The 23954-nt window shown below is 65.9% G+C and carries 21 protein-coding genes and 1 pseudogene; 9 read left to right on the top strand and 13 right to left on the bottom strand.

Annotated features, from left to right (window positions below; all coding sequences use genetic code 11):
• The first annotated feature begins 36 nt into the window (after positions 1-36).
• The 5 genes from eno to ACTHJ1_RS05460 all read left to right on the top strand — a co-directional run bounded on the left by eno (position 37) and on the right by ACTHJ1_RS05460 (position 5801).
• Positions 37-1323, top strand: coding sequence for a phosphopyruvate hydratase (eno, locus tag ACTHJ1_RS05480; protein ID WP_440188857.1), 1287 nt, complete (start codon positions 37-39; stop codon positions 1321-1323).
• A 79-nt stretch (positions 1324-1402) separates the two neighbouring features.
• Positions 1403-1798, top strand: a complete 396-nt coding sequence (ftsB, locus tag ACTHJ1_RS05475) for a cell division protein FtsB (RefSeq protein WP_440188854.1) — start codon at positions 1403-1405, stop codon at positions 1796-1798.
• Positions 1799-1834: 36 nt separating this feature from the next.
• Positions 1835-2827 (top strand): Hsp33 family molecular chaperone HslO, encoded by a 993-nt coding sequence (gene hslO, locus ACTHJ1_RS05470; protein ID WP_440188851.1) that lies wholly within the window; start codon positions 1835-1837, stop codon positions 2825-2827.
• Between the two features lie 90 nt (positions 2828-2917).
• Positions 2918-3637, top strand: a complete 720-nt coding sequence (locus ACTHJ1_RS05465; protein ID WP_440188848.1) for a TadE/TadG family type IV pilus assembly protein — start codon at positions 2918-2920, stop codon at positions 3635-3637.
• A gap of 121 nt (positions 3638-3758) precedes the next feature.
• Positions 3759-5801 (top strand): EAL domain-containing protein, encoded by a 2043-nt coding sequence (locus ACTHJ1_RS05460; RefSeq protein ID WP_440188845.1) that lies wholly within the window; start codon positions 3759-3761, stop codon positions 5799-5801.
• Positions 5802-5839: 38 nt separating this feature from the next.
• On the opposite strand, the gene ACTHJ1_RS05455 is transcribed toward ACTHJ1_RS05460, so the two are convergent.
• The 5 genes and pseudogenes from ACTHJ1_RS05455 to ACTHJ1_RS05435 form a co-directional block, all read right to left on the bottom strand.
• Positions 5840-6361, bottom strand: coding sequence for a gamma carbonic anhydrase family protein (locus tag ACTHJ1_RS05455; RefSeq protein WP_440188842.1), 522 nt, complete (start codon positions 6359-6361; stop codon positions 5840-5842).
• Between the two features lie 56 nt (positions 6362-6417).
• Positions 6418-7755 (bottom strand): annotated as a pseudogene (locus ACTHJ1_RS05450) (acyl-CoA synthetase); the annotation flags it as partial.
• A gap of 252 nt (positions 7756-8007) precedes the next feature.
• A complete protein-coding gene (locus tag ACTHJ1_RS05445; RefSeq protein ID WP_440188839.1) occupies positions 8008-8214 on the bottom strand; it encodes a hypothetical protein in 207 nt (68 codons plus the stop codon).
• Between the two features lie 124 nt (positions 8215-8338).
• Entirely contained in the window at positions 8339-9829 is a 1491-nt protein-coding gene (locus tag ACTHJ1_RS05440; protein ID WP_440188836.1) for a THUMP domain-containing class I SAM-dependent RNA methyltransferase, read from the bottom strand.
• Between the two features lie 25 nt (positions 9830-9854).
• Positions 9855-10277 carry a CopD family protein gene (locus tag ACTHJ1_RS05435; protein ID WP_440188923.1) on the bottom strand — a complete coding sequence of 141 codons (423 nt, stop codon included), beginning with the start codon at positions 10275-10277 and terminating at the stop codon, positions 9855-9857.
• Between the two features lie 138 nt (positions 10278-10415).
• Between ACTHJ1_RS05435 and ACTHJ1_RS05430 the strand changes: the two genes are divergently transcribed.
• The 3 genes from ACTHJ1_RS05430 to prpF all read left to right on the top strand — a co-directional run bounded on the left by ACTHJ1_RS05430 (position 10416) and on the right by prpF (position 15204).
• Complete coding sequence (locus tag ACTHJ1_RS05430; protein ID WP_440188833.1) at positions 10416-11129, top strand: GntR family transcriptional regulator; 714 nt, start codon at positions 10416-10418, stop codon at positions 11127-11129.
• Positions 11126-13699 carry a Fe/S-dependent 2-methylisocitrate dehydratase AcnD gene (acnD, locus tag ACTHJ1_RS05425; RefSeq protein ID WP_440188830.1) on the top strand — a complete coding sequence of 858 codons (2574 nt, stop codon included), beginning with the start codon at positions 11126-11128 and terminating at the stop codon, positions 13697-13699. Before ACTHJ1_RS05430 ends, acnD begins: the two co-directional genes overlap by 4 nt.
• Positions 13700-14010: 311 nt before the next feature.
• Positions 14011-15204 carry a 2-methylaconitate cis-trans isomerase PrpF gene (gene prpF / locus ACTHJ1_RS05420; protein WP_440188827.1) on the top strand — a complete coding sequence of 398 codons (1194 nt, stop codon included), beginning with the start codon at positions 14011-14013 and terminating at the stop codon, positions 15202-15204.
• 25 nt (positions 15205-15229) lie between these two features.
• Here the strand turns inward: prpF and ACTHJ1_RS05415 are convergent, their stop codons facing one another.
• Positions 15230-16099, bottom strand: coding sequence for a LysR family transcriptional regulator (locus tag ACTHJ1_RS05415; protein ID WP_440188920.1), 870 nt, complete (start codon positions 16097-16099; stop codon positions 15230-15232).
• A gap of 148 nt (positions 16100-16247) precedes the next feature.
• Here ACTHJ1_RS05415 and ACTHJ1_RS05410 point away from each other — a divergent pair, with 148 nt between their 5' ends.
• Positions 16248-17675, top strand: coding sequence for an MFS transporter (locus ACTHJ1_RS05410; RefSeq protein WP_440188824.1), 1428 nt, complete (start codon positions 16248-16250; stop codon positions 17673-17675).
• A 35-nt stretch (positions 17676-17710) separates the two neighbouring features.
• On the opposite strand, the gene ACTHJ1_RS05405 is transcribed toward ACTHJ1_RS05410, so the two are convergent.
• The 7 genes from ACTHJ1_RS05405 to mdcA are packed head-to-tail and all read right to left on the bottom strand — an operon-like array spanning position 17711 to position 23916.
• On the bottom strand, positions 17711-18661 hold the full coding sequence (locus ACTHJ1_RS05405) for a malonate decarboxylase subunit epsilon (RefSeq protein WP_440188821.1): 951 nt from the start codon (positions 18659-18661) through the stop codon (positions 17711-17713).
• Entirely contained in the window at positions 18658-19293 is a 636-nt protein-coding gene (locus ACTHJ1_RS05400) for a malonate decarboxylase holo-ACP synthase (protein ID WP_440188818.1), read from the bottom strand. Before ACTHJ1_RS05400 ends, ACTHJ1_RS05405 begins: the two co-directional genes overlap by 4 nt.
• Positions 19294-19343: 50 nt before the next feature.
• The gene (gene mdcE / locus ACTHJ1_RS05395) at positions 19344-20168 is read right to left on the bottom strand and encodes a biotin-independent malonate decarboxylase subunit gamma (protein WP_440188815.1); all 825 of its coding nucleotides are present in this window, start codon (positions 20166-20168) and stop codon (positions 19344-19346) included.
• Positions 20165-21013 carry a biotin-independent malonate decarboxylase subunit beta gene (locus tag ACTHJ1_RS05390; RefSeq protein ID WP_440188812.1) on the bottom strand — a complete coding sequence of 283 codons (849 nt, stop codon included), beginning with the start codon at positions 21011-21013 and terminating at the stop codon, positions 20165-20167. The genes mdcE and ACTHJ1_RS05390 overlap by 4 nt, the downstream gene beginning before the upstream one ends.
• A gap of 11 nt (positions 21014-21024) precedes the next feature.
• Positions 21025-21324, bottom strand: coding sequence for a malonate decarboxylase subunit delta (locus tag ACTHJ1_RS05385; protein WP_440188809.1), 300 nt, complete (start codon positions 21322-21324; stop codon positions 21025-21027).
• Positions 21311-22246, bottom strand: a complete 936-nt coding sequence (locus ACTHJ1_RS05380; protein WP_440188806.1) for a triphosphoribosyl-dephospho-CoA synthase — start codon at positions 22244-22246, stop codon at positions 21311-21313. Before ACTHJ1_RS05380 ends, ACTHJ1_RS05385 begins: the two co-directional genes overlap by 14 nt.
• Positions 22246-23916 carry a malonate decarboxylase subunit alpha gene (gene mdcA, locus ACTHJ1_RS05375; RefSeq protein ID WP_440188803.1) on the bottom strand — a complete coding sequence of 557 codons (1671 nt, stop codon included), beginning with the start codon at positions 23914-23916 and terminating at the stop codon, positions 22246-22248. Before mdcA ends, ACTHJ1_RS05380 begins: the two co-directional genes overlap by 1 nt.
• Positions 23917-23954: the final 38 nt, after the last annotated feature.

The raw sequence follows: 23954 nt of genomic DNA, 5'->3' as shown, positions 1-23954 counted from the left end.
CTAATCGGATTTTCATCATTTCAGGAAAGTGAACTCATGAGTGCTATCGTCGACATCATCGGCCGCGAAATCCTCGATTCGCGCGGCAATCCCACCGTCGAATGCGACGTGCTGCTAGAGTCTGGCTCCATGGGCCGCGCCGCAGTGCCGTCGGGCGCCTCCACCGGCACGCGCGAAGCCATCGAGCTGCGCGACAACGACAAGGGCCGTTATCTGGGCAAGGGCGTGCTGCGCGCCGTCGAGAACGTCAATACCGAGATATCCGAAGCGCTCATGGGCCTGGACGCGCAGGAGCAGACCTTCATCGACCGCACCCTGATCGAGTTGGACGGCACCGACGCCAAGGAACGCCTGGGCGCCAACGCCATCCTGGCCGCTTCCATGGCCGTGGCCCGCGCCGCCGCCGACGAATCCGGCCTGTCGCTGTACCGCTACTTCGGCGGCAGCGGCCCGCTCTCCATGCCCGTGCCGATGATGAACGTCATCAACGGCGGCGCGCATGCCAACAACACGCTCGACATGCAGGAGTTCATGATTCTGCCGGTGGGCGCGGGCAGTTTCCGCGAAGCCCTGCGCTGGGGCGCCGAGGTCTTCCACAACCTGAAGAAGCTGATCAGCAAGCAGGGCATGTCCACGGCCGTGGGCGACGAGGGCGGTTTCGCGCCCAACGTGGCCAACCACGAGGCGGCCATCCAGCTCATTCTCAACGCCATCGACGCGGCCGGCTACGAGCCCGGCAAGCAGATCGCCCTGGGCCTGGATTGCGCCAGCTCCGAGTTCTACAAAAACGGCAAATACGTGCTCGAAGGCGAGGGCGGCGCGTCGCTGTCGTCGCAGGAGTTCGCCAACCTGCTGGCCACCTGGTGCGACAAATACCCCATCATCTCCATCGAAGACGGCATGGCCGAAAACGATTGGGACGGCTGGAAGCTTCTGACCGATCAGTTGGGCAAGAAGGTGCAGCTGGTGGGCGACGACATCTTCGTCACCAACACCCGCATCCTGCGCGAAGGCATCCAGAAGGGCGTGGCCAACTCGATCCTCATCAAGATCAACCAGATCGGCACGCTCACCGAAACCTTTGCCGCCATCGAGATGGCCAAGCGCGCCGGCTACACCGCCGTGGTGTCGCACCGCTCGGGCGAAACCGAAGACTCGACCATTGCCGATATCGCCGTGGCCACCAACGCCATGCAGATCAAGACCGGCTCTCTGTCGCGTTCGGACCGCATGGCCAAGTACAACCAGTTGCTGCGCATCGAAGAAGAACTGGCCGAAGTGGCTTCCTACCCGGGAGTCGAGGCTTTCTACAATCTGCGCTGATTTCCGGGCGTAATGCGGCGGCTGCGACGCCGCCGCGTCGCCAGGGAGTTTGTCGCAGCTGTCGAGAAGGTGTGCGCCGATGCGTCTGTTGTTCCTGCTGCTGTTCGTGCTGACCGCATTGATCCAGTACCCGCTCTGGCTGGGCAAGGGCGGCTGGCGCAATGTATGGGACATGCAGAAGCAGGTCGCCCAGCAGCGTGCGTCCAACGACAGCATGCGAGCCCGCAACGCGGCCATGGAAGCCGAAGTGCAGAGTTTGCAGAGCGGCACCGACGCGATCGAGGAGCGCGCCCGCACCGAACTGGGCATGATGCGTCCTGGCGAGGTGTTCGTCGAAATGCTGCCGCCCGGAACCCCTGCGCCCAACACGGCGACGGCCGCGGTAGCCAACGTTACGGCGGCGCAGGAAGCCGAGGCCAAAGCCGCGCGCGCCAAACCGGCTGCCAGGCCCGCGCCCGGCAAACACAAGCCGTAGCCGCGCGCATCCGCCGGCGCAGAGCGACATAAAGACATGAACGATCACCTCAAAAAATACCTATTCGAAAACCGCTCGGTCCGAATCCAGGCCGTGCGCCTGGAAGACACCTGGCGCGACGCGCTGACCCATCATGCTTACACGCCTGCCGTGCGCAGGCTGCTGGGCGAACTGGTCGCGGCTGCGACCTTGCTCGCGGCCAACATCAAGTTCGACGGTTCTCTTCTGCTGCAGATCCAGGGCGACGGCCCGATTTCCCTGGTGGTGGTGGAGTGCAAGATGGAGCCTGCGCGCGCACCGATCCCGCAGGCACCCGAGGGGACTGCCGGCGGCTCGGGGCGGCCCGGCACCGCCGTCGACCTGAGTTTGCGCGCCACCGTCAAAGTGCGCGAAGGCCAGGTCGTGCCCGAGGACGGTACGCTGCAATCGCTGCTCAACGCGCATGGCGAGGGGCGTTTCATGGTGCTGCTCGACCCCAGACGCAAGACACCGGGTCAACAGACCTACCAGGGCATTGTGCCGCTGGAGGGCGACACGGTGGCTCAAGTGCTGGAACACTATATGAAGGCGTCCGAGCAGCTCGACACCCGCCTGTGGTTGGCGGCCGACGACCGACACGCCGCGGGTCTGCTCGTGCAGCGCCTGCCCGATCACGGCGGGCAGGTCGGCGAGGCGCCTGATGAGGCCTGGAATCGCGCCACGCAGCTGGCCTCGACGCTGGGCGCCGACGAACTGCTCGCCGTCGATACCGATACGCTTATACATCGCCTGTATTGGGAAGAGACGCTCCTCACCTTCGATCCGCAGAACGTGCGCTGGCATTGCCCTTGCGGGCGCGAACGCGTGGCCGAGATGCTGCGCATGCTGGGCCGTGACGAGGTCGATTCCATCCTGGCCGAGCAAGGGCAGGTGGAGGTCTTGTGCGATTTCTGCGGCAAACCCTATCGGTTCGACTCGGTGGACTGCGCCGGCCTGTTTGCGGCACGCGCGCCGATGGCCGATGCGCCGCATCCGCCCACGGTGCATTGATGCAGGCGGCCCGCCGGCTGCGTGACGATCCGGTCGCAGCGTAGTTTCCACAATCGACGCGGCTGTGTGCGGCTTGCATACTGCCGCGCCATGCATCGGTCTCTCTTACCTCAACGCGGCAGTGCCCTGGTCGAATCGGCCGTGGCGCTCGCGCTCGTGCTTTTTGCCGGCATGGCGGCGCTGGAGTTCGCGCATTGGCAGTTGACGCGTCACCTGGCGCTGGTGGCGCTGACCGAGGCGGCACGGGCCGGTGCCGCGGCGCATCTGCGCCCTGAGCCCATGGCGCAGGCTTTTGAAGCCGGCATGGCGCCGCGCTACGCCGCACCAGACGGCGGTTCGCGCAGGCGACTGCGCGCGGCCTGGGATCGCCTGCAGGCGCGCACGGGTCTGCCCGTCTGGCGCATATGGGTACTGCAGCCGGATCAAGCGGCCCATGCCGATTTCGGCCAACCCGGCCTGCGGCTGCCCGACGACGCGCGCGGACGTCCGGCCATACGCAACGACTATCAGGCGGAGCAGCATGCGGATCATGCGGCGCGGTGGCCGCAAGGCCGCGGCCTTCGTTCAGGATTGACGATCTACGAGGCCAATGTGCTGCGCCTGCGGCTGATCTATGTGGTCGAACCGCTGGTACCTGCCCTGCGGCCGCTGCTGCGCGCGCTCGCGGCCGGCTCCGCTGACGCGTGCGGACGCCGTATTCTGGCCGCCGGTGCCTTGCCCATTGCGCTGGAGCTGACCATGGACATGCAATCCCATGCCTTGCCGTGGCCGGCGGGCCATGGGGTTTTACCGGCTAACCATACGTGTTGAATCCAGGTCATATATGATTCTGATTCCGCTTCTTGGGGCGTCGATCTCGAACCCGTCCGCCTATATGCCGCTCAGGACCGATTTGTCCGCAATGCCTGCGATGCAAGATGAACCGGCTGCAATGGCCGTCATCGCATCGCAGGACGAAGCGCAGCTGTATGGTCCGGCCTGCGCACCGGGCCTGTCCGCGCTTTTGCGGGACATCGCTCCCCTGGCCGACGATATCATCGAGACCTATCAACGCGGCCTGGCGGGCATGCCCAGGGTGCGCAATCTTCTGAAGGCCTTGTCGAGCGACGAGCTCGATGCGCTCAAGCGCTGGCAGGCAGACAATCTGCTCGGCCTGCTCGAACCGGGCTTGACCGCGCAGGGCCACGAAGCCATGGCCCGTCTCGTGGGGCGCCGCCTCGCGCTGTCTTGCATCGGCCGGGAAGAGCTCGCCTTTGCCAAAGATCTGCTCTACACCCTGATTCTCGAACGGGTGGGGCGCGACAAGCACGAGCAGGCGCTGTCCATCCTGTCGGCCCGCATGATGCGCGACCTGGCCTGGCATCTGACGGTCTACCAGGAAATCTACGCGCGGCGCGCCCGGCTGCTGCTCAGCATCACGCGCCTGGCCTGGGAAGCGGGCAACTATAGCGACCTTGTCTCCAAAACCGCCGAGCTGCTGGCGAGCCATCCCGGCATTTGCGCCTGCCTGGTTGGCCGACCCGGCGACATGGCGTCTCTTTGCTTCGAGGCGGTCGAAGGTGCCGGGCTCGAAACCTATCTTGCTCGCGTCCAGGCGATCCGCGCATCTCATATCGAAAGCGGCGACCAGTGGGCAGGAAACAGCCCCGCGGAAAAGGCCTGGCGCAGCAACCGAATCGAGCATTGCATCAATGTCGCTACCGATGCAGACATGCCGCTCTGGCGCAATGTGGCGCTGGAATATGGCTATCGCTCCATCGTCGCGGTGCCGCTGGCCAGTCAGTCCGGCACCGGCCCCACGGCCATGCTGGGCTTGTACAGCAACTATTCCGGCGGATTCAGCTCAGACGATCAGATCGCTTTTCTCAAGCAGCTGCAGTCGCTGCTGACCTACGCCATCCTCCGCCTCGATGCCCAGGAGGGCGTCATTCATCCGGTGCCTTACCGGCAGCGCCGCCATTGGGCCGATCTGATCACGACCGATGCTTTGCGGATGTATTACCAGCCGCTGCTCGATCTCAAGACGCGCCGTATCGTCAAGGTCGAGGCGCTGGCCCGCTTGCGCGATGGTGACCGGCTGCTGTCACCCGGCGAATTCTTCCCGGCTCTGACCAGTGAAGATTTCCTCGTGCTGTATGCCCGCGGCCTGGATCAGGTTCTGCGCCAGTGGGTCGCCTGGCAAAAGAGCGAGCTGAGTCTGGATCTGGCCGTTTCCATCAATATTCCTGCAGATGCGCTGGGCGACAGCCGCTATTACGATGCCACGGTGCGTGCACTGACGGAAAACGGCTGCCCGGCTTCCATTCTTACGCTCGAAATCCTCGAGACCGACGACATGTCGGTGGGCATCGACGTCGTCGCGGCGCTGGATCGTTATCGGGAATTGGGCGTCAGCCTGGCCGAGGACGATCTGGGGTCGGGTCACAGCAGTCTCAAACGCATGCGCGAGCTGCCGTTCGATGCGGTCAAGATCGACCGCAGCCTGGTGGTGATCGGCGACGAAAACGCCGCCGACGTGCTGCCTTTCATCTATCAGCTCACCCGCCTGGGCCACTCGCTCGGCAAATCGGTGATCGTAGAGGGCGTCGAAGACGAAGACCTGCTCGAGGCCGTGACGATTCTGGGCGCCGATGCCATTCAGGGCTATGTCCTGACGCCGCCCCTGCCGGCCGACGAGATCACCGCCTGGCTGGCGGCGCATCCGACCTATCCCGAGCCGCCGTACAAGCATGGCGTCCTGGGGCAGATGGCTCGGCTGCTGATCTGGGAAGAATGCCTCTATCTGCTGCGCGACGAGGCATCGGTCACGAACCGGGTGGCCGACGTCAATCCGCCGGCGCTGCCTTTCGACATCATCGACCCGGGGCTCGCGCGCGTGTTCATGCTGGCTGCCATCAATCAGGGGCCGGGCAGCCCCGAATATCGCGAAATCCGCGACAAACTCATGCAGTCGCTGTCCGGACGAACCATATAGGTAAAAAGCGCGCGGTTGTTTTGCGCTTTCTACCGCTTTTATCCGATGCGTTTGAGCGCCGTCTTGTATTGTTGGCCGCGTTCGACGTAGTGCCGCGTATTGGCGTGCATGGTGGCGATTTCTTCGGGGGTGAGTTCGCGCACTACCTTGCCGATGCCGATCACCAGGGAGTTGTCGGGAATCACGCGCCCTTCTGGCACGATGGCCCCCGCGCCCACCAGACAGTTTCGGCCGACGACGGCCCGGTTCAGGACAATGGCCTGCATGCCGATCAGCGCGCCGTCCTGGATCGTGCAGCCGTGCAGCATGGCCTGATGGCCGACGGTGACGTTCTCGCCCACGATCAGCGGGCAATCTGCATCCACGTGCAATACGCTGGATTCCTGCACGTTGCTGCCGCGGCCGATGGTAATGGGCTCGTTGTCGCCGCGGATCGCGACGTGCGACCAGATGCTGACGAATTCGCTCAATACGACCTGGCCGATGATGTCGGCGCTTTCTGCAATGTAGGCGCTGGGGGCGACGTCGGGGACGAGATTGTCCAATCGGTAGAGGGCCATGCGATCTATCTCGAAATGTCGGGATGTTGAGGGAGTTGTTCCAGCGGCTCGCGGGTCGCCCGGACGACGTCTGCGGCGCGCCCCGCATGCCATAGGTAGCCCTCGGCGTCGAGGCGGGCCAGTTCGCCCGTGCGGAGCCAGTCGCCGCCGAATTTGTCGCGTGTGGCGGCCTCGTTGCCCCAATAGCCCAAGAATAGCGCCGGATCAGGATGACCGTGTATATCGTAGCGGTTGACGGCCACCTCGCCGATCTGTCCCGCAGGACAGGCCTGGCCTTGCTCGTCGATCACCGCCACACGATGGCCGGGGTAGGGCCGGCCCATGCTGCCGGTTTTGATGGGCCAGCGCTTGCCGCTGTCGCCGATCAGATAACTCGCCTCGGGCTGGCCGAACATGGCATTGGGCGCCAGGCCCAGAGCCGTCTCGCACCAGGTTCGGGCCGCCTCATCCAGGGGCTCGCCTGTGCTCACAACGGCGCGCAAAGCCAGCCGATGGTGCTCGCGCACCTCGGCGGAGCCTTGCATCAGCGCCGTGATCTCGGTCGAGGCGAGGCAGGCGTTGGTGATCTGATAGCGCTGCAGGAGAGCGAAGGCGCGTTCGGGCGAGAAGCGGCCGCGCGTACCGACGACGGGATGGCCGAAATACAGCGCGGGCAGAAGGGCATTGATCAGACCATCGGTCTGGGTCCAGGCGGCGGGCGACCACAGCACGTCGCCGTGCTTGGGAAACCAGTTATGCGCGGCGACGAAGCCGGGCAGGCTGCCTATGAGCACGCTGTGTGGCAGCAGCACGCCCTGGGGCTCGCCCTCGACGTCGGAGGGATAGAGCAGGATGGCCGGATCGCTGGCGCGAGTGGCGACCGGCTTGAAACTGGCAGGTTGGCGTGCCAGCAGACTGCGCCAGGGCAGAATGCGCTCGTTGACCAGATCGACGCCGATGATCAGTTGCAGGTGGGGGCAGCGATCTGCGGCCGCGAGCAGGGCAGGCCCGGCGTCGGTATCGACGATCGCGACCTGGGCGCCCGAATCACGCAGGCGGACTTGCATGGCATCTGTGCCGAGCTGCGAAGGCAAAGGCATCGACACGGCCCCCACCGTGTAGATGGCCATATAGGCCACCACAGTTTCCGGACGTTGGTCCATGGCCACCGCCACACGGTCGCCCGGCGTCACGCCCAACTTGACGAGTCCGTTGGCCAGTTGATTGACGGCCTCGGCCAGTCGTGCGTAGGTCCAGACCTCGCGCTGGCTGTCTTCGTCTTCGTAGAAGATGGCAATGCTGCGCGCATGCGCGGGAGTGGCGGCCCATTGATGGCAGCATGCCTGCGCAATGTTGAATTGAGCGGGAACCAGCCAGCTGAAGGTTTGGTAGAGCGCCTGGTATTGGTCGTTCATGGCCCTGGGGTGTGTAGCGCACACAGCTTCTGCAACCGGCCCGACGGTTCGCGGCAGGGTGCCGGTGGGCCAGATGTCAAGCATGACCTAGCGTGACCGGGACTGCAATATGTACCATGCTCCTATTAGGGACATACAAGGGTTATTACGCACAAAAAGGAGCGGACCTTCTGCAGCAGAGATAAAAAAACCCGCCTCAGCGGCGGGTTTGAAAGGGGCTTCGAAAAGCCCCCAAGGGGAAAGGTTGCTGTCTTACATGCCGGCGCGGGCCAGTTGCGGACGGCCGGAGTCGCGGCGCAGGGCGTGCAGCAGCTTGCCAGCCCATGCTTGCAGTGCGCGCAGCGGATGCGGGCGGAACTGCTCTTCGATCGCCATCAGCACCAGCTGGCGCTCCAGTTCGTCGGACATGTAATTCAGATCGTCAGTCAGACGATCATTGGAGAAATTGTAGGGGGCCATTGCGCTACTCCGAAAAGCTTGCGAACTGGTTTCACTATTCAGTTCGTTCAGGGTTAACCCTATTTTAGGGTAAACCCTGTTCCATTGCAAGCTTGGCGTTGTGCGGGTGCGACGCGTCGCGGTGCTACGCATCGCGGTAGCTGCTGGCCACCAGCTCGAAGCCGAAAAGGCGGCAGTCCAGCGACCCGTTGTGGATGGGCGTGCGGCGCTGGGGTTTGAGGCGCAACTGCTGCGGCAGCGTCATGTCGCTGCTGATGGCGTGCAGTCGCCAGCCGGCGTAATGTTTTTTGAGATTGGAAGCCCAATCGCGCCACAAGCCCTCGTCGATCTGGTCCATCCGATCACCGTAGGGCGGATTGGTCACGATCCAGCCGGGTTCGCTGGGCGGCGCAACCGTGCGGGCGTCACCCACCTCAAAACGGATGGTATCGGGAGTGAGCCAGGCGCGCTCGGCGTTGGCGCGCGCGTATTCCACCGCCTGGAGGTCCAGGTCGCAACCGAAGATCGGAGTATCGAGCTGGGTGCGAATGCGTGTGCGGGCGTCGTCCTTGAGGTCGCGCCAGTGGCGATTGTCGAAGCCGCGCAGGCGTTCGAAGCCGAATGGTCGCCAGATGCCGGCCGGGACGCCCAGAGCGATGCCGGCAGCTTCGATGAGGATGGTGCCGCTGCCGCAGAAGGGGTCCATGAGGGGGGCGGCCGGATCCCAGCCGGACAAAGCCAGTAGGCCTGCGGCCAGGTTTTCGCGCAAAGGGGCTTCGCCCTTGTCCAGGCGCCAGCCGCGCTTGAAGAGCGATTCGCCGGAGGTGTCCAGGTAAAGCGTGGCCAGGGTGCCGTGGATGAACAGGTGCACGCGCGCGTCAGGACGCACGGTGTCGATATCTGGGCGGGCCCCTTCGCGGTCGCGCAGGCGGTCGCAGATGCCGTCCTTGGCACGCAGGTTGCAGTACTGCAGGCTGCGCACCGGGCTTTTGATTGCGGAGGTGTCGACGCGCAGGGTCTGTTCGGCACCGAACCAGCGCTCCCAGGGTACGCCGTAAGCCAGGTCGAGAATATCGTCTTCGTGGCCGATTTCTTCCTGCGCAACCTGGGCGAGGATGCGGGTGGCCAGACGCGAGTACAAATTGGCGCGCTGAATGCCGCTCCAGTCCGCGGTGAAACTGCAGCCGGCGCGGCCGGGTCGGGCGTCGTCGAATCCCAGAGCCTGCATCTCCGCGGCCAAGGCTTCTTCCAGGCCCTGGGGGCAGGGGGCAAAGACGTTGAAGATTTCGGCTTGCCTGGCGCCCAGGGGGCGCCTGCGTTTTTCTACGCGAGGCTCGTCGATGAAAGCGATGGCGTCTTCATCGCCGTCGTCGATTTCATCGGGTCGGTCGGGCTCGGCGAGTTCTTGGGCCGAAGGTTCCCGCGAATGGCTTTGCCGCTGTTCGCCCGGTCGGCCTGATTCCTGCCGATGCCCGGTCTTTGCCTTGTCTCGTTCCGCCTGCGCGGCATGTTTGGCTCGAGCGCCGCTGCGTTTGCGCCGCGGGTTTTCTTGTCCCGAGCCTGCATCGTCGGCGGCTGAGCTGCCGGGGCGGGTCAAAGTCAGCGTCTTGCGCGGGCGGTCGGTGTCGTCGGACATGTGGGTAGGGAAAGCCGCAGCGGCTTCAGAAAGGTTTGACGACCACCAGCGTTACCACGATGAGCAGCAGCACGACGGGAATTTCGTTGAACCAACGGTAAAAGGTATGCGCGCGGGAGTTACGTCCCTGCTCGAATTTGCGCAGCATGACGCCGCAGGCGTGATGGTAGCCGATGACGAGCACCACCATCAGCAGTTTGACATGCATCCAGCCGTTGCCTGCGCCCATGCCGATACCGTAGCCCAGGAACAGCCATAGACCCAGCAGCACGGCGGGAAAGGCCAGGATGGTGGTGAAGCGGTACAGGCGGCGCGCCATGCCCAGCAGACACGCCTGGGCGCCGGGGTCGGTCTCCTGGGCCAGGTTGACGTAGATGCGGGGCAGGTAGAACAGCCCGGCGAACCACGACGTGACGAAGACGATGTGCAGGGCCTTGACCCAGAGCATGAGCATGATGCGCGACCCGTTAAAAGTGGACTTTCGCAATTGTAGGCGGATTGCTCGGCGTAAAATCGTCGACAATCTTGCGATAAATGCTGTGTCATCCTATTGTTTTTTCATAAAAATACAAATATCGTCGACAAAATGAGCAAAGTATTCAAATTGCCAATACCGTCGGCGCCCGAAGGAGAGACCCTGTCGGATCACGCATTCCGGCAGATCCAGTCGGCCATCGTCACGGGCGAGATTGCGCCGGGCAGCCGCATATCCGAGCCCGAGCTGGTGCGCGCTTACGGCGTCAGCCGCGGACCGCTGCGCGAGGCCTTGCATCGGCTCGAAGGGCAGCGGCTGCTGGTGCGTGTGCCGCATTCGGGCGTGCGGGTGGTGGCGCTCAGCCGCCAGGAGCTGAACGAGCTCTACCAGATCCGCGAATCGCTCGAAGGCATGGCCTGCAGGCTGGCGGCGCAGAACATGACGCCTGCGGCTATCGACGAATTGTGCCAGGTGCTGCTGGCCCACGAGCGCGACGAGAATTTCCAGGCCGGACGGGGCTATTACCCACAGGAGGGCGGCTACGATTTCCACTACCGCATCGTGCAGGGCAGCGGCAACCAGATGTTGTTCCGTCTGCTGTGCGAAGACCTCTACCAATTGGCGCGCATGTACCGCATCCAGTATTCGAGCACGCCCAACCGGCCGCCCCAGGTCTATGCCGAGCATCACCGCATACTCGACGCCATCGCCGACGGCGACGGCGAGCTTGCGGAGCTTCTGATGCGCCGGCATATCCGGGCGTCCTATCTCAACATCGAACGTGAAATCGCGCAGGCCGACCTGCAGCGTACCGAGGCATCATGAACTCTCAATACCGCAAGCCCCTGCCGGGCACCAAGCTTGACTACTTCGATGCGCGCGAGGCCGTGGACGCGATCTCGCCTGGCGCCTATGACGGTCTGCCCTACACCTCGCGCGTGCTGGCCGAGAACCTGGTGCGGCGCTGCGATCCCGCGCTACTGCCCGAGCGCAGGCGCGACCTGGATTTTCCGTGGTTTCCGACCCGCGTGGTGTGCCACGACATTCTGGGCCAGACGGCGCTGGTGGACCTGGCCGGCCTGCGCGATGCCATCGCCGGGCAGGGCGGCGATCCGTCCCAGGTCAACCCGGTGGTGCCGGTGCAACTGATCGTCGACCATTCGCTGGCCGTGGAATACGGCGGCTTCGATCCCGACGCCTTCGCCAAGAACCGCGCGGTGGAAGACCGCCGCAACGAAGACCGCTTCCACTTCATCGACTGGACCAAGCAGGCCTTCCGCAATATCGATGTGGTGCCCCCGGGCAACGGCATCATGCACCAGATCAATCTGGAGCGCATGTCGCCGGTGGTGCACGCGCAGGACGGCGTGGCCTACCCCGACACGCTGGTGGGAACCGACAGCCACACGCCACACGTGGACGCGCTGGGCGTGATCGCCGTGGGTGTGGGCGGGCTGGAAGCCGAGAACGTCATGCTCGGCCGCGCCTCGTGGATGCGCCTGCCCGACATCGTCGGCGTGGAGCTCACCGGTCGCCGCCAGCCCGGCATCACCGCCACCGACATCGTGCTGACGCTGACCGAATTCCTGCGTAAAGAAAAGGTCGTGGGCGCGTATCTCGAATTCTACGGCGAAGGCGCGTCCAGCCTCACGCTGGGAGACCGGGCCACCATCTCCAACATGGCGCCGGAATACGGCGCTACGGCGGCCATGTTCGCCATCGATCCGCAGACCATTGCGTATCTGAAGCTCACCGGGCGCGACGACGCGCAGGTCAGGCTGGTCGAGACCTATGCCAAGACGGCGGGCCTGTGGGCCGATACGCTCAAGAACGCCCGATACGAGCGCGTGCTGCGTTTTGACCTGAGCACCGTGGTGCGCACGCTGGCCGGACCGTCCAATCCGCATCGCCGCCTGCCGGTATCCGAACTGGCCGCGAAAGGCATTGCCGGCGAGGTCGAGAACGTTCCCGGCCGGATGCCCGACGGCGCAGTCATCATTGCCGCCATCACCAGCTGCACCAACACCAGCAACCCGCGCAACGTGATCGCCGCGGGTCTCTTGGCGCGCAATGCCAACCGCGCGGGCCTGACGCGCAAGCCCTGGGTCAAGAGCTCGCTCGCGCCCGGTTCGCGCGCGGTCGCGCTGTATCTCGATGAGGCGGGTCTCACGCAAGAGCTGGAGCAGCTGGGCTTTGGCGTGGTGGCATTTGCCTGCACGACCTGCAATGGCATGTCGGGCGCGCTCGATCCGCAGATCCAGCGGGAGATCATCGAGCGCGATCTCTACGCCACCGCAGTGCTCTCGGGCAATCGCAATTTCGACGGCCGCATCCACCCCTATGCCAAGCAGGCGTTCCTGGCCTCGCCGCCGCTGGTGGTGGCCTATGCCATCGCCGGCACCATCCGCTTCGACATCGAGCAGGACGTGCTGGGCAAGGATGCCTCCGGCAAGGAAATCCGCCTCAAGGACATCTGGCCCACCGACGAGGAGATCGACGCGGTCGTGGCCAAGTCCGTCAAGCCCGAGCATTTCCGCAAAGTCTACGAGCCCATGTTCGCCGTGCAGGATCAGCGCGGCCCGGCGGCCGATCCGCTGTACGCCTGGCGCCCGCAAAGCACCTATATTCGCCGTCCACCCTATTGGGAGGGCGCGCTTGCTGCCGAGCGCACCCTGCGCGGCATGCGGCCCCTGGCACTCCTGGGCGACAACATCACCACCGATCACCTCTCGCCGTCCAACGCCATCATGGCCGATAGCGCCGCCGGCGAATACCTGGCCAGGATGGGCCTGCCGGAAGAAGACTTCAACTCCTACGCTACGCACCGCGGCGACCACCTCACGGCGCAGCGCGCCACGTTCGCCAACCCCACGCTCGTCAACGAGATGGCGGTCGACGCCGACGGCAACGTGAAGAAGGGCTCGCTTGCCCGCGTCGAGCCCGAAGGCAAGGTGATGCGGATGTGGGAAGCCATCGAAACCTATATGGACCGCAAGCAGCCGCTCATCATCATTGCCGGCGCCGACTACGGCCAGGGTTCTTCGCGCGACTGGGCAGCCAAGGGCGTGCGTCTTGCCGGCGTGGAAGCCATCGTGGCCGAGGGTTTCGAGCGCATCCACCGCACCAATCTGCTGGGCATGGGTGTGCTGCCGCTGGAATTCAAGCCTGGCGTCAATCGCAAGACGCTGGGGCTGGACGGCACCGAAACCTACGATGTGGTGGGCGAGCCGCAACCGCGTGCAGAGCTGACGCTGGTCGTGCATCGGCGCGGCGGCGAGACGGTGCAGGTGCCAGTCATCTGCCGTCTCGATACGGCCGAAGAGGTTTCGATTTATGCGGCGGGCGGGGTTTTGCAGCGGTTTGCGCAGGACTTCATCGAAGCTGCTCGCGCTTGAAGTTTTATTTGAGGCCGCGTTGTTTGAGTTCTTAAACCGCCGTCGACAGGACTGCGGGAGTTCCGATGCTCGCCCGATGGGCTCCGCTTCGGACTCCCTCCGCCCTATCGCCGGCTCGCCGCATCAGTAGGCGCAAGGCTTTTAAAACCTTCGCATGAGACCGCTGCAAGCCGAGGACCCCGGAGCAATCCGAAGCGGGGGCCGGCCAACCGGAGCCCACCGGGCGAGCATCGGAATTGCGCAGGGCAGCCTCGGCGTCTTAAGAACCCAACCCGTCAACGGCAGTTAAAGAACACAAACCAGGAATCCCTATGTCGACTCACGCACCCCAGATCAAAATCCCCGCCACCTACATGCGCGGCGGCACCAGCAAAGGCGTTTTCTTCAAGCTCACCGACCTGCCCGAGGCCGCGCAGGTGCCCGGCCCCGCGCGCGACGCCCTGCTGATGCGCGTCATCGGCAGTCCCGATCCGTATGGCAAGCAGATCGACGGCATGGGTGCGGCCACCTCCAGCACCAGCAAGACGGTCATCGTCGGCAAGAGCGCGCGCGCCGATCACGACGTCGATTATCTGTTCGGCCAGGTCGCCATCGACCGGGCCTTCGTCGACTGGACCGGCAACTGCGGCAATCTCACCGCAGCGGTCGGCCCCTTTGCCATCAGCAACGGCCTGGTCGACGCCTCGCGCGTACCCAAAAACGGCGTCGCCGTGATCCGCATCTGGCAGGCCAATATCGGCAAGACCATCATCTCTCACGTGCCCATCACCGACGGCATGGTGCAGGAGACCGGCAACTTCGAGTTGGACGGCGTGACCTTCCCGGCCGCCGAAGTGCCGCTCGAATTCATGGACCCGGCCGATGAGGGCGAGGATGGCGGTGCCATGTTCCCCACCGGCAATCTGGTGGACGACCTGGAAGTGCCCGGCGTGGGCACCTTCAAGGCCACCATGATCAATTCCGGCATTCCCACCATTTTTCTCAATGCCAGGGATCTGGGCTACACCGGCACCGAGCTGCAGGGCGACATCAATGGCGATCCTGCGGCGCTCAAACGCTTCGAGACGATCCGCGCCCACGGTGCGCTGAAGATGGGTCTGATCAAGTCGCTGGATGAAATCGCTGGCCGCCAGCACACGCCCAAGGTCGCCTTCGTCGCGCCGCCGGCCGATTACACCGCATCCAGCGGCAAGAAGATCGCCGCCCAGGATGTCGATGTGCTCGCCCGCGCCATGTCGATGGGCATGCTGCATCACGCGATGATGGGCACGGCGTCGGTTGCCATTGCCACCGCGGCCGCGATTCCCGGCACGCTGGTCAACCTGGCGGCGGGCGGCGGCGAGCGCAATGCCGTGCGCTTCGGCCATCCCTCGGGCACGCTGCGCGTGGGGGCGCAGGCCCAGCGGGTCGACGGGCAGTGGGTGGTCAGCAAGGCCCTGATGAGCCGCAGCGCGCGCGTGTTGATGGAAGGCTGGGTGAGGGTGCCGCTGGAGACGCTGCTTTGATCTTCGCTGCGGCGCGCGGCCCGGGCTAATAGGCCTGCGCGAACGCTTCGACGATCACGTCGGCCACGGCGCGTACGCGCGCCGTGCGATGCAGGTCGGCGTGCATGACCAGCCAGATGTCGTAGCCTTCCTCGCGCTTGGGCCAGATGCGTACGAGCTGAGGGATCTCCTGCGCCATATGCACCGGCAGTTCGCCGATGCCCAGGCCGTTGACCACCGCTTCCACGATCATCAGGCCTGAATTGGCCTCGACGGCGACAGTCGCGTTGCGGATCGGCTCGCCGCATAGCGACTCGACCCGATACGACAGCGCCCCGCTCGTATACGTGACGACGCGGTGGCCCGCGAACGCATCGCCCTGGCGAGGCTCGCCGTGGCGCTGCAGATATTCGTGCGAGGCATAAAGACCCACTGCGCGGCGCGAAAGATGTCGCACAATCAGGTCGGGGTTGTCCGGGCGCACGGAGCGCACGGCCAGGTCGGCCTCGCGGCGCGTCAGGTTGGTGACGTGCGTGGATGTGGCCAGCACGATGCGGATGCCGGGGTGCTGCGACTGGAGCCGAGCGATCGCGCTCATCAGGAAATGCCGGCCTATGGTGTCCGAAGTGGCCACGCGCACGGTGCCGCTCAGGCGCCGGTCCAGCCCCTGCATCTGGCGTTCCAGCTGATCGGCGGCCTGCTCCATGCGCTCGGCCGCGGCATAGGCCAGCTCACCCGCCGAGGTTGGCACGTAGCCGCGCGGCGTACGCAGAAAAAGCCGCGCCTCCAGCGCTGTTTCCAGCGCCGCCAGGCGGCGGCCCACGGTGGCCTGGTCCACTTCCAGCGCGGCAGCCGCGGATCGCAGCGTGCCGCTGCGATATAGCGCGAGAAAAGTGCGGGCGTTGTCCCAATCCATAGGCTGATGCGCATTGGCGGCCGCGCGGCGCGGCGAGTGATGCATTTTTGCATGCTACCCAGGCAATTCTACCGCTTTATTGCATCACTTGACGCCCCTACGATGAGGGCCTCGGCGTTCTCGCCCCATCTTTTCGGATCGCGCCCCTATGACTACCTCCTGCCCCTCCATGCCGGCCTATGTCGCGCCGTCCGTCGACAGTTCCCCAAGCGTTGCCGCTCCCAGCCTGCTGCCCCTGGCTACGCTGGCCATCGGCTTCGTCATGGCCATGCTCGACGTTACGGTCGTCAACGTGGCGCTGCCCGGCATTGCCCGGCAATTTCACACCCCTTTGAGCGCCCTGGTCTGGATCGTCGACGGCTATACCCTGACCTTCGCCGCGCTGCTGCTCCTGGCCGGCGCGCTGGCCGACCGGTTCGGCGCCAAGCGCGTCTATCTGGCCGGGTTGGCGATTTTCACCGCGGCCTCGCTGCTTTGCGGTGTGTCGGTCAGCGCCGATATGCTGATCGCGGCACGACTGGTTCAAGGCTTCGGCGCTGCGCTCTTCATGCCCAGCTCGCTCAGCCTGCTGACGCATGCCTATAAAGACGACAGGGTGAGGGCCCGCATGCTGGCGCATTGGTCGGTCATCGTGTCGATCGCCGGCGCCTCCGGGCCGCTGGTCGGCGGCATGCTGATCGACAATTTCGGCTGGCGCAGCGTGTTTCTGATCAATCTGCCCGTGGGCCTGGTCGGTCTGTGGCTGGCCCGAGTCAACATAGCCTCGGCCGCGCGCCATGCGCGCGAGCTCAGTCCCGTCAGCCATGTTCTGGGCGTGCTGTTCCTGAGCGCGGTCAGCTATGCATTGATCGAGGGCAATGTGTACGGCTGGACCAGCCGGCCCATTCTGATCGCGGCGGTCGTGGCCGTCGCCAGCGCCGTGCTGCTGGTTACGCGCGAGCGCTCGCACCCGCATCCGGTGCTGCCCCGGAGCCTGTACCGGTTGCGCGGCTTCGGCGCGTCCAATGCCATCGGTTTTTTGATCAACTTCGGCGCGTACGCCCAGTTCTTTTTGATCAGCCTCTATCTGCAGCAAGCGCAAAAAGCCAGCGCCATGGGGGCGGGCCTGCTGCTGCTGCCCATGATGTGCGTTTTTGCGTGTGGCAGTTTTCTTTCGGCGCGCATCAGCGCCCGCCTGGGCCTGAAGGCCACGCTGGTGGCCGGTTTGTCGGTGGGGACTGCCATGGGAGCCCTGGCCGCGTTCTCCGGCGCTTCCACGTACGGCAGCTTCATTGTTTTCGTCGCGCTCTGCAACCTGGGCATAGGCGCGGCGGTTCCCGCCATGACGGCCCTCACCATGCAGATCGCCGGCCATGCCTATGCCAACAGCGCCGCCGCCGCACTCAATGCCAACCGTCAGTCGGGTGCGCTGGTCGGCGTCGCCGTGATGGGCATGCTGATACACGGGCTGACCGACTGGCCGCAACGCCTCGTCGCGGCCTTTGCCATCGGCGCGGTCGGCTATGGCCTTGGCGTGCTGCTGGCATGGCGGCGGCTGGGCACCAAGGGCCAGGCCGCGGCCGTTCCAGCCGCCTGAGTCGCAATGAGGCCGGCGCGGCGCGCCGCCGCGTGCTAGGCCGGATCGTTACGGCGCTGGCGCTGTATCCGTACTCGCGCCGCTTCGAGCCCCGTGCCCGCATCGAGCACCGCGCCCTGCGCAGAAGCGTCCTGCGCAAAGACTTCTTGCGCCAGGCGCGTCAGCGTCCCGTCCCCGGCTACCTCCACCGCCAGACGCGCGCCGCGCTCTACGGCATGCCGCAGCGTGTCGCGCCACAGCACGGGCCGCGCCATGTTCCAGGCCAGATCATGGACGATTAGGTCTGCGCGCAGCAAGGCCCGCGCCCGGCTGCTGCTCAGATACATGATGCGCGGCGCATGCCGCGCGGCTTTTTCCGCTGCAGCCGCCAGATCCGCCGCTTGCGCATCGAGCAGCGGGCAGTGCGACGGTACCGCCATGCGCAAGCGGGTCGCCGCGCAAGCGCCGTGCGTCTGCGCGAGCGCCATGACGCGGGCAAGCGCCGCATCGCTGCCCGCCACGACGATCTGTCGTTCGGCGTTCAGGTTGGCAATATAGGCAGGGTTCGCCGCCGAGTGGACTTGCGCGACGAGGGCGCTCACCTGCTGTTCGTCCAGTCCGACGAGGGCGGCCATGCCGTAGCCGCGGGGATAGGCGTCCTGCATGAGTTGTCCGCGCAGGCGGACCAGGCGCAGCGCAGCGCCAAAGTCGATCACGCCCGCCACCGCGGCCGCGGGCCATGCGCCGATCGACAGGCCGGCGACCATGTCCGGGGCGGCATCCTGCCGGATCAGTGCGCGCGCTACGGCTACGCCCGCAATCGCCAGGCACAGCTGCGTGGCGACGGTCGACTGGAGGGCCTGCTCGGTGTCGAGTTCGAGGGGGTCGGCATCGAGCGCGTCGCCCGCTTCATCCATCGTCTGCGCCACGGCCGGGTCGTGCGGCAGCGCATGCAGCATGCCCGCGCGCTGACTGCCCTGGCCGGAAAACATGAACAAACTGCTCATGCCGATTCGTCCCAGGGATCGGCGACCAGCCTCGGACCCGCGTCGGTCTTGAGCAGCGTCCGGCGAGGCGTTGCCAGCCAGTCGCGCAGCGCGAAGCCGCCGCGGCCGGTGTCGATCTGCAGGTCGACGCGGCATTCGGCTTGATCCAACAGGCTCGCGAGGCGCCTGCATTGCGTGGCGGATGGGGCCCGTGCCATGCGCATGACAAGGTCCAGATCGCTTTCGCTGCGCAACACGGGCAGGCCGCTGGCGAGCATGAATCCGACGCCGCCGGTCGGGCCCCAGGGCCAGCCGAACGCGTCGAGTTCGGCGGCGAGCGCGCGCAGCGCGCGCAGCGCGGCGAAGGGCGCATCGTGGGGCAGGGCGCTCGCCTTGGCGGCCAGCATTTCGGGAGTGATCACGCGAGTGATCGCGTCGCGTGAGATGAGGACGGCCAAACGTTCATGCCTAGCCCGGCCGCGCAGGCCCGCGGGCACGGCGCCATCGATGCCCTGCGGCGCGCGGCGCACGACCATGGGGGCTTCACGCCGGCATGCCGCTACCGCCCACGCCGGCAATGGCGCACCGTCCGGCGTCCGCGGCATCCCGCCGGCGTTCAGCAAATCGTGCGCGTGCAGCCGCCCCTGTGTCATTGCGCCGACGTCCTCTGCCGCATGCTGTACCGGGGTGGCGACGCGAGCGGCTATTGCGCCGGCGCGTTCCACTGCGCGCGCAGGCGTTCGCGCACTTGCGACGACGCCTTGCGCAACGGCGCGCCCAGCCGGCTTTCCAGGCCGCGCGACGGATCCGCGGCGATATCGGCCAGCGCAGCCGCAAGCGAAGATTTCACGATATCGACGTCGCTCGCATCGGGCGCATCGGCCGAGCGCACCTTCAGCAGACGCCAAAGCAATCCAAGGGAAGCGAAGCTGGCAATATCGTAGGCCATGGGCGCAATGTCCTTGGCGAGGCGCTCGAGATCGGCCACCGAGCGCAACGTCACGCGCGCTGCCGCGGCCTTGCCCATCGCATGCACCATCACTTGATCGTCGTCGAGTGCGAGCAGGCGGTTGGCCTGATAACCGTGAGCCAGCAGCGCGCCCGACATCGCGCGGCCGACGATCAGTCCGATTACCGGATGTCCGGCCAGGCGCGCCGCGGCATAGGCGTCCGCTGCCGCGGCCAATGCGAGATGGATGCCGTAGGCCTCTTCGCGGCGTCCGTAAGCCTGGCTGGCCACGTCGATGACGGCGACAATCGCGCGCTTGGTCTCGCGTACGGCGTCTTCGGCGATGGCATCGCGCACCGCAGCGGCGAGCTGCCAGCCTTCGATCAGGCCGACCTCGCCGCCGCGCGCGCGCGGGAAGCGATTGTGCGCGTCAGGAACGACGGCGATGTAGCGCGCCGGCCGTCCGGCCAGTTCGGCGTCGGCCACTTGCAGCGTATTGCCGTAATCGGCGCGTGGCGCATTGGGGGCTAACGCCGCCATCCAGATCGCGCCGCGACGGGAAAGTTCGGTCTGGCTCATGCGGGATTCCTCGCAGCATAAAGTGCGCGCGCGTTCTCGGCCGAGGCTTGACGCGTGGTGTCGGCGCAGGCGAGTCGTTCAAGATAGTGGCGCACTTGTTCGCTGCGCGCTTGCCGGGTGACGCCTGCCCGCAGCCATGCCAGGACCTGTTCGCGGATGGCGACGGAGTCGTCTTCGATGCAAAGGTCGGCCAGCCCGGTGGCGGCGCGTTGCTCGCCGCCGCTCAGGCTCCAGATGAACGGACGGTTGCCCGAGTCGTACTCTTCAATGCCGGCTTCCTGCTCAATGACTTGCGGACCGTTCAGGCCCAGACGCGCTTCGCGCGTCATCAGCAAATAACTGCACAGCCCGGCGGCAATGCTCATGCCGCCGAAGCAGCCGACTGTGCCCGCAGTGATGCCGATAACGGGCCCGTATTCGCGCAGCGCGCATATGGCGGCATGAATCTCGGCAATAGCGGCCAGCCCGAGATTGGCCTCTTGGAGCCGCACGCCACCCGTCTCGAAGACGATGACGGCGCGCGTCGGGATGCCGGCGCGGTTGTCCTCCACCGCCAGTTCGAGCGCGCCGGCGATTTTCGCGCCCGACACCTCGCCCATACTGCCGCCCTGGAACGCGCCTTCGATGGCGAGCACCACGGCGGACCGTCCGTCGAGCGTGCCGCGCGCCACCACCGCGCCGTCGTCGGCCTGCGCAACGATGCCCTGGCGCGGCAGCCATGGCGACGCCAGTTGTTCGAACGGATCGAGCAGCTCGCGAAAGCTGCCCGGATCGAGCAGGGCGATGGCTCGCCGACGGGCATCGCGTTCGATGAAGCTGTCTCGTTCTAAGGGATTGCGCGACATGTCGTGTCCTTTCAGGCTTGCGCCGCGGTTTCGAACGCCTGCTCCAGCCGCAGGCCCACCACCGCGGGCGTGGCGCCGAAATCGTTGATGAGGATTCGGGCGGCCGGCCAGACGCGCGAACCGAACAGGCGCGCCAGCTGCGCCTGCCACGTGCCGGCCATGCCTTGCACGGAGGTGGTGATGGACACGTCGATGCGGCCGGAGACTCCGGGGGCGAGCAGCACCTCCAGGTCGCCCGAGCCGACCACGCCGGCATGGGCGCGCCGACTGGCCGGCGCGCCGCCGGCGAATTGAAATTCAAGCTTCTCCATATGCGTTTTCCTTGTGAGCGAATCGGGCGCCATCGGCTTCGTTCGCGTTGACGGGCAGGCGGTCGAGGAATAGGGTCGCAGCAAGCAGATCGGCCGCGCCGCCGGACGAGACATGCCGCGCCATCATGGTTTTTTCGAGCAGACGAAAGGCGCGACGGCCCGACTGCGTCGCCAGGCCGCCCGCGGCGCGCACGCAGGTGGCGCCTGCCTGCACGGCATGCAGGGCCTGGGCGCCGCCGCGCGCGAGCACGCAGGTGTCGTCGAGCGTGGCCATGATGGCGAGCAGCGCATCGACGCGCGCATGGTCTTCGCGCATGCCTGCCGCCCGCGCATGGCGCAGCGCAGGCAGTGCCGCGTTGACGACGTGCGGGAAGCCCGCGCGGGCCTGCCCCTTGGCGCCGCCGACGCCATAATCGTTGCAGGCTTGTTCGCCCTTGTGGCCGGTCTGGCGGGGAGCATGGCGGTCGGTGAGCCTGGCGAGCCATCCCGCGCGCACGGCGACCGACGCCGCATCCGGCGTGTGCGGCGCCTGCGCCGCGGCGGTCACCAAAAGGCCCAAGGCCCAGATGGCGCCGCGATGCGTATTGACGCCGCCCGTGGCCCGCAGCATGGCGGCCTCGCCTTCGCGGCCCAGCAGGCCGATGCGTTCGCGCAATGCCAAGGGCGCTTCGATTTGCGCACCGGCCAGCGCCATGGCTTCGAACGCCGGGCGCAGCGCTTGCGCCGAGTGCGTCATCAGCGCCCAGTTCAAGTCATGATGGGCACCGCTGCCGCGCATGTCCACCAGGCCGGGCTTGGGCGAGAGCGTCGCTTCGTCGATCAGCGCCGATTCCACCAGCGCCGCGAGCCGGCGCGCGAGCGCCGCAGTATCGACGGGCCGGGGCCGGTGCGATGCGATCGACAAATTCGGGGAGGCCTGCATCACCAGCTCCGGAAACGCGCAGGCGGTTCGTACAAGCCGCCGGACCATTCCACGAGGTCGGCAATGCTCTTGGCGGCGAGCAGCTCGCGACTGGCGTCGCTGCGCCGCACGTCCAGGTCTTCGGGGAGGGCGATCAGGCCTTCGCGCCGCATCTGCCCCGTCTTGGCCGGGTCGTGCCGCAGGCCGACGCTGGTCACGCCCGCCACGGCCGCAATCATGGCGCGCCGCTCTTCCAGCGTACGCGCCTTGTACAGATAGGCGATGCCGTCCTCGGTCAGCAAATGGGTCACATCATCCCCGTAGACCATGATCGGGGCGAGCGGCATGCCGCTCTGCCTGGCCACGGCCACTGCGTCCAGGGTGTCGACGAAGGTGGGCTTGCCGCCCTCCTGGAATGTCTCGACCATCTGCACGACCAGCTTCTTGCCGCGTTCGAGCATCGTCACGGGCTCGGTCATGTCCAGCCAGGCGGGCGTGGCATGCCTGCGGCCGCGCGGATCGTGACCCATATTGGGCGCGCCGCCGAAGCCCGCCAGGCGGCCGCGCGTGACGGTGGACGAGTGCCCGTCGCCATCCACCTGCAGCGTCGCGCCGATGAAAAGGTCCACCGCATATTGGCCGGCGAGCTGGCACAGCATGCGGTTCGAGCGCATCGAGCCGTCGTGGCCGGTGAAGAACACATCCGGACGAGCAGCCATATAGCGCTCCATGCCCAGTTCGGTGCCGAAGGAGTGCACGCTTTCCACCCAGCCCGACTCGATGGCGGGAATCAGCGTGGGGTGCGGATTGAGCGTCCAGTTGCGGCAGATCTTGCCTTTCAGGCCCAAGCGCTCGCCGTAGGTCGGCAGGATCAATTCGATGGCCGCGGTGTTGAAGCCGATGCCATGGTTGAGCGATTGCACATTGTGCCGCTGGTAGATGCCGCGTATGGCCATCATCGCCATCAGCACGTGCACCGGTTTGATCAGGCGCGGATCGCGCGTGAACAGCGGCTCGATGTAAAAGGGCCTGTCGGCCTGCACGATGAAATCGACCCACGATCCCGGGATGTCCACGCGCGGCAGATCGGACGGATCGTCGACGATCTCGTTGACCTGCGCAATCACGATGCCATTGGAAAATGCCGCCGGCTCCACCAGCGCGGGCGTGTCCTCGGTGCTGGGGCCGGTGTAGAGGTTGCCTTCGCGATCGGCCTTGAACCCGGCCACCAGCGCGACGTTGGGGATGAGATCCACCACCAGACGCGCATAGAGCTCGATATAGGTGTGGATGGCGCCCACTTCCAGCAGGCCGTCGGCCAGCAGCTGGCTGATGCGCAGGCTTTGCGGTCCGGCGAAAGAAAAGTCGAGCTTGCGCGCGATGCCCGCCTCGAAGAGATCCAGATGTTCGGCGCGGCTCACGCTGGGCATGATCATGTGCAGGTCGTGCAGCCGTTGCGGGCTGACCTTGGCCAGCGCGCGCGACAGGAAATCGGCCTGCTTCTGGTTGTTGCCTTCCAGCGCGACGCGGTCGCCTGGGGCGATCAGCGCCTCCAGCGCGGCGACGATGTCGTCTGTGGGAATGGTTTTGCCGCTGACGATCTTGCGGGCCGCAGCCAGGCGGCGTTCCTTTTCGTCGCGCCGCCGGCGCCATTGGGCCGGTACGGCTGAGGTGGGGGACATCGCTTGCATGGATGGGCGGCTCCAGCCGTGAGTGACAGGGTGGTTTC

Origin of the sequence: Bordetella sp., assembly GCF_051960075.1 — a bacterium.
Taxonomy (GTDB): Bacteria; Pseudomonadota; Gammaproteobacteria; order Burkholderiales; family Burkholderiaceae_B; genus Bordetella.
The sequence above is the reverse complement of the archived record's forward strand: the minus strand, read 5'-3'. Positions and strand labels throughout refer to the sequence as shown.

Coding starts and splice junctions, on each gene's coding strand:
- ACTHJ1_RS05390 (WP_440188812.1), bottom strand. CDS start 21,013: ATGTCGCGCAATCCCTTAGAACGAGACAGCTTCATCGAACGCGATGCC.
- acnD (WP_440188830.1), top strand. CDS start 11,126: ATGAACTCTCAATACCGCAAGCCCCTGCCGGGCACCAAGCTTGACTAC.
- ACTHJ1_RS05410 (WP_440188824.1), top strand. CDS start 16,248: ATGACTACCTCCTGCCCCTCCATGCCGGCCTATGTCGCGCCGTCCGTC.
- ftsB (WP_440188854.1), top strand. CDS start 1,403: ATGCGTCTGTTGTTCCTGCTGCTGTTCGTGCTGACCGCATTGATCCAG.
- hslO (WP_440188851.1), top strand. CDS start 1,835: ATGAACGATCACCTCAAAAAATACCTATTCGAAAACCGCTCGGTCCGA.
- prpF (WP_440188827.1), top strand. CDS start 14,011: ATGTCGACTCACGCACCCCAGATCAAAATCCCCGCCACCTACATGCGC.
- ACTHJ1_RS05405 (WP_440188821.1), bottom strand. CDS start 18,661: ATGAGCAGTTTGTTCATGTTTTCCGGCCAGGGCAGTCAGCGCGCGGGC.
- ACTHJ1_RS05455 (WP_440188842.1), bottom strand. CDS start 6,361: ATGGCCCTCTACCGATTGGACAATCTCGTCCCCGACGTCGCCCCCAGC.
- ACTHJ1_RS05445 (WP_440188839.1), bottom strand. CDS start 8,214: ATGGCCCCCTACAATTTCTCCAATGATCGTCTGACTGACGATCTGAAT.
- ACTHJ1_RS05385 (WP_440188809.1), bottom strand. CDS start 21,324: ATGGAGAAGCTTGAATTTCAATTCGCCGGCGGCGCGCCGGCCAGTCGG.
- ACTHJ1_RS05400 (WP_440188818.1), bottom strand. CDS start 19,293: ATGACACAGGGGCGGCTGCACGCGCACGATTTGCTGAACGCCGGCGGG.
- ACTHJ1_RS05430 (WP_440188833.1), top strand. CDS start 10,416: ATGAGCAAAGTATTCAAATTGCCAATACCGTCGGCGCCCGAAGGAGAG.
- ACTHJ1_RS05460 (WP_440188845.1), top strand. CDS start 3,759: ATGGCCGTCATCGCATCGCAGGACGAAGCGCAGCTGTATGGTCCGGCC.
- ACTHJ1_RS05415 (WP_440188920.1), bottom strand. CDS start 16,099: ATGGATTGGGACAACGCCCGCACTTTTCTCGCGCTATATCGCAGCGGC.
- eno (WP_440188857.1), top strand. CDS start 37: ATGAGTGCTATCGTCGACATCATCGGCCGCGAAATCCTCGATTCGCGC.
- mdcE (WP_440188815.1), bottom strand. CDS start 20,168: ATGAGCCAGACCGAACTTTCCCGTCGCGGCGCGATCTGGATGGCGGCG.
- ACTHJ1_RS05465 (WP_440188848.1), top strand. CDS start 2,918: ATGCATCGGTCTCTCTTACCTCAACGCGGCAGTGCCCTGGTCGAATCG.
- ACTHJ1_RS05440 (WP_440188836.1), bottom strand. CDS start 9,829: ATGTCCGACGACACCGACCGCCCGCGCAAGACGCTGACTTTGACCCGC.
- mdcA (WP_440188803.1), bottom strand. CDS start 23,916: ATGCAAGCGATGTCCCCCACCTCAGCCGTACCGGCCCAATGGCGCCGG.
- ACTHJ1_RS05380 (WP_440188806.1), bottom strand. CDS start 22,246: ATGCAGGCCTCCCCGAATTTGTCGATCGCATCGCACCGGCCCCGGCCC.
- ACTHJ1_RS05435 (WP_440188923.1), bottom strand. CDS start 10,277: ATGCTCTGGGTCAAGGCCCTGCACATCGTCTTCGTCACGTCGTGGTTC.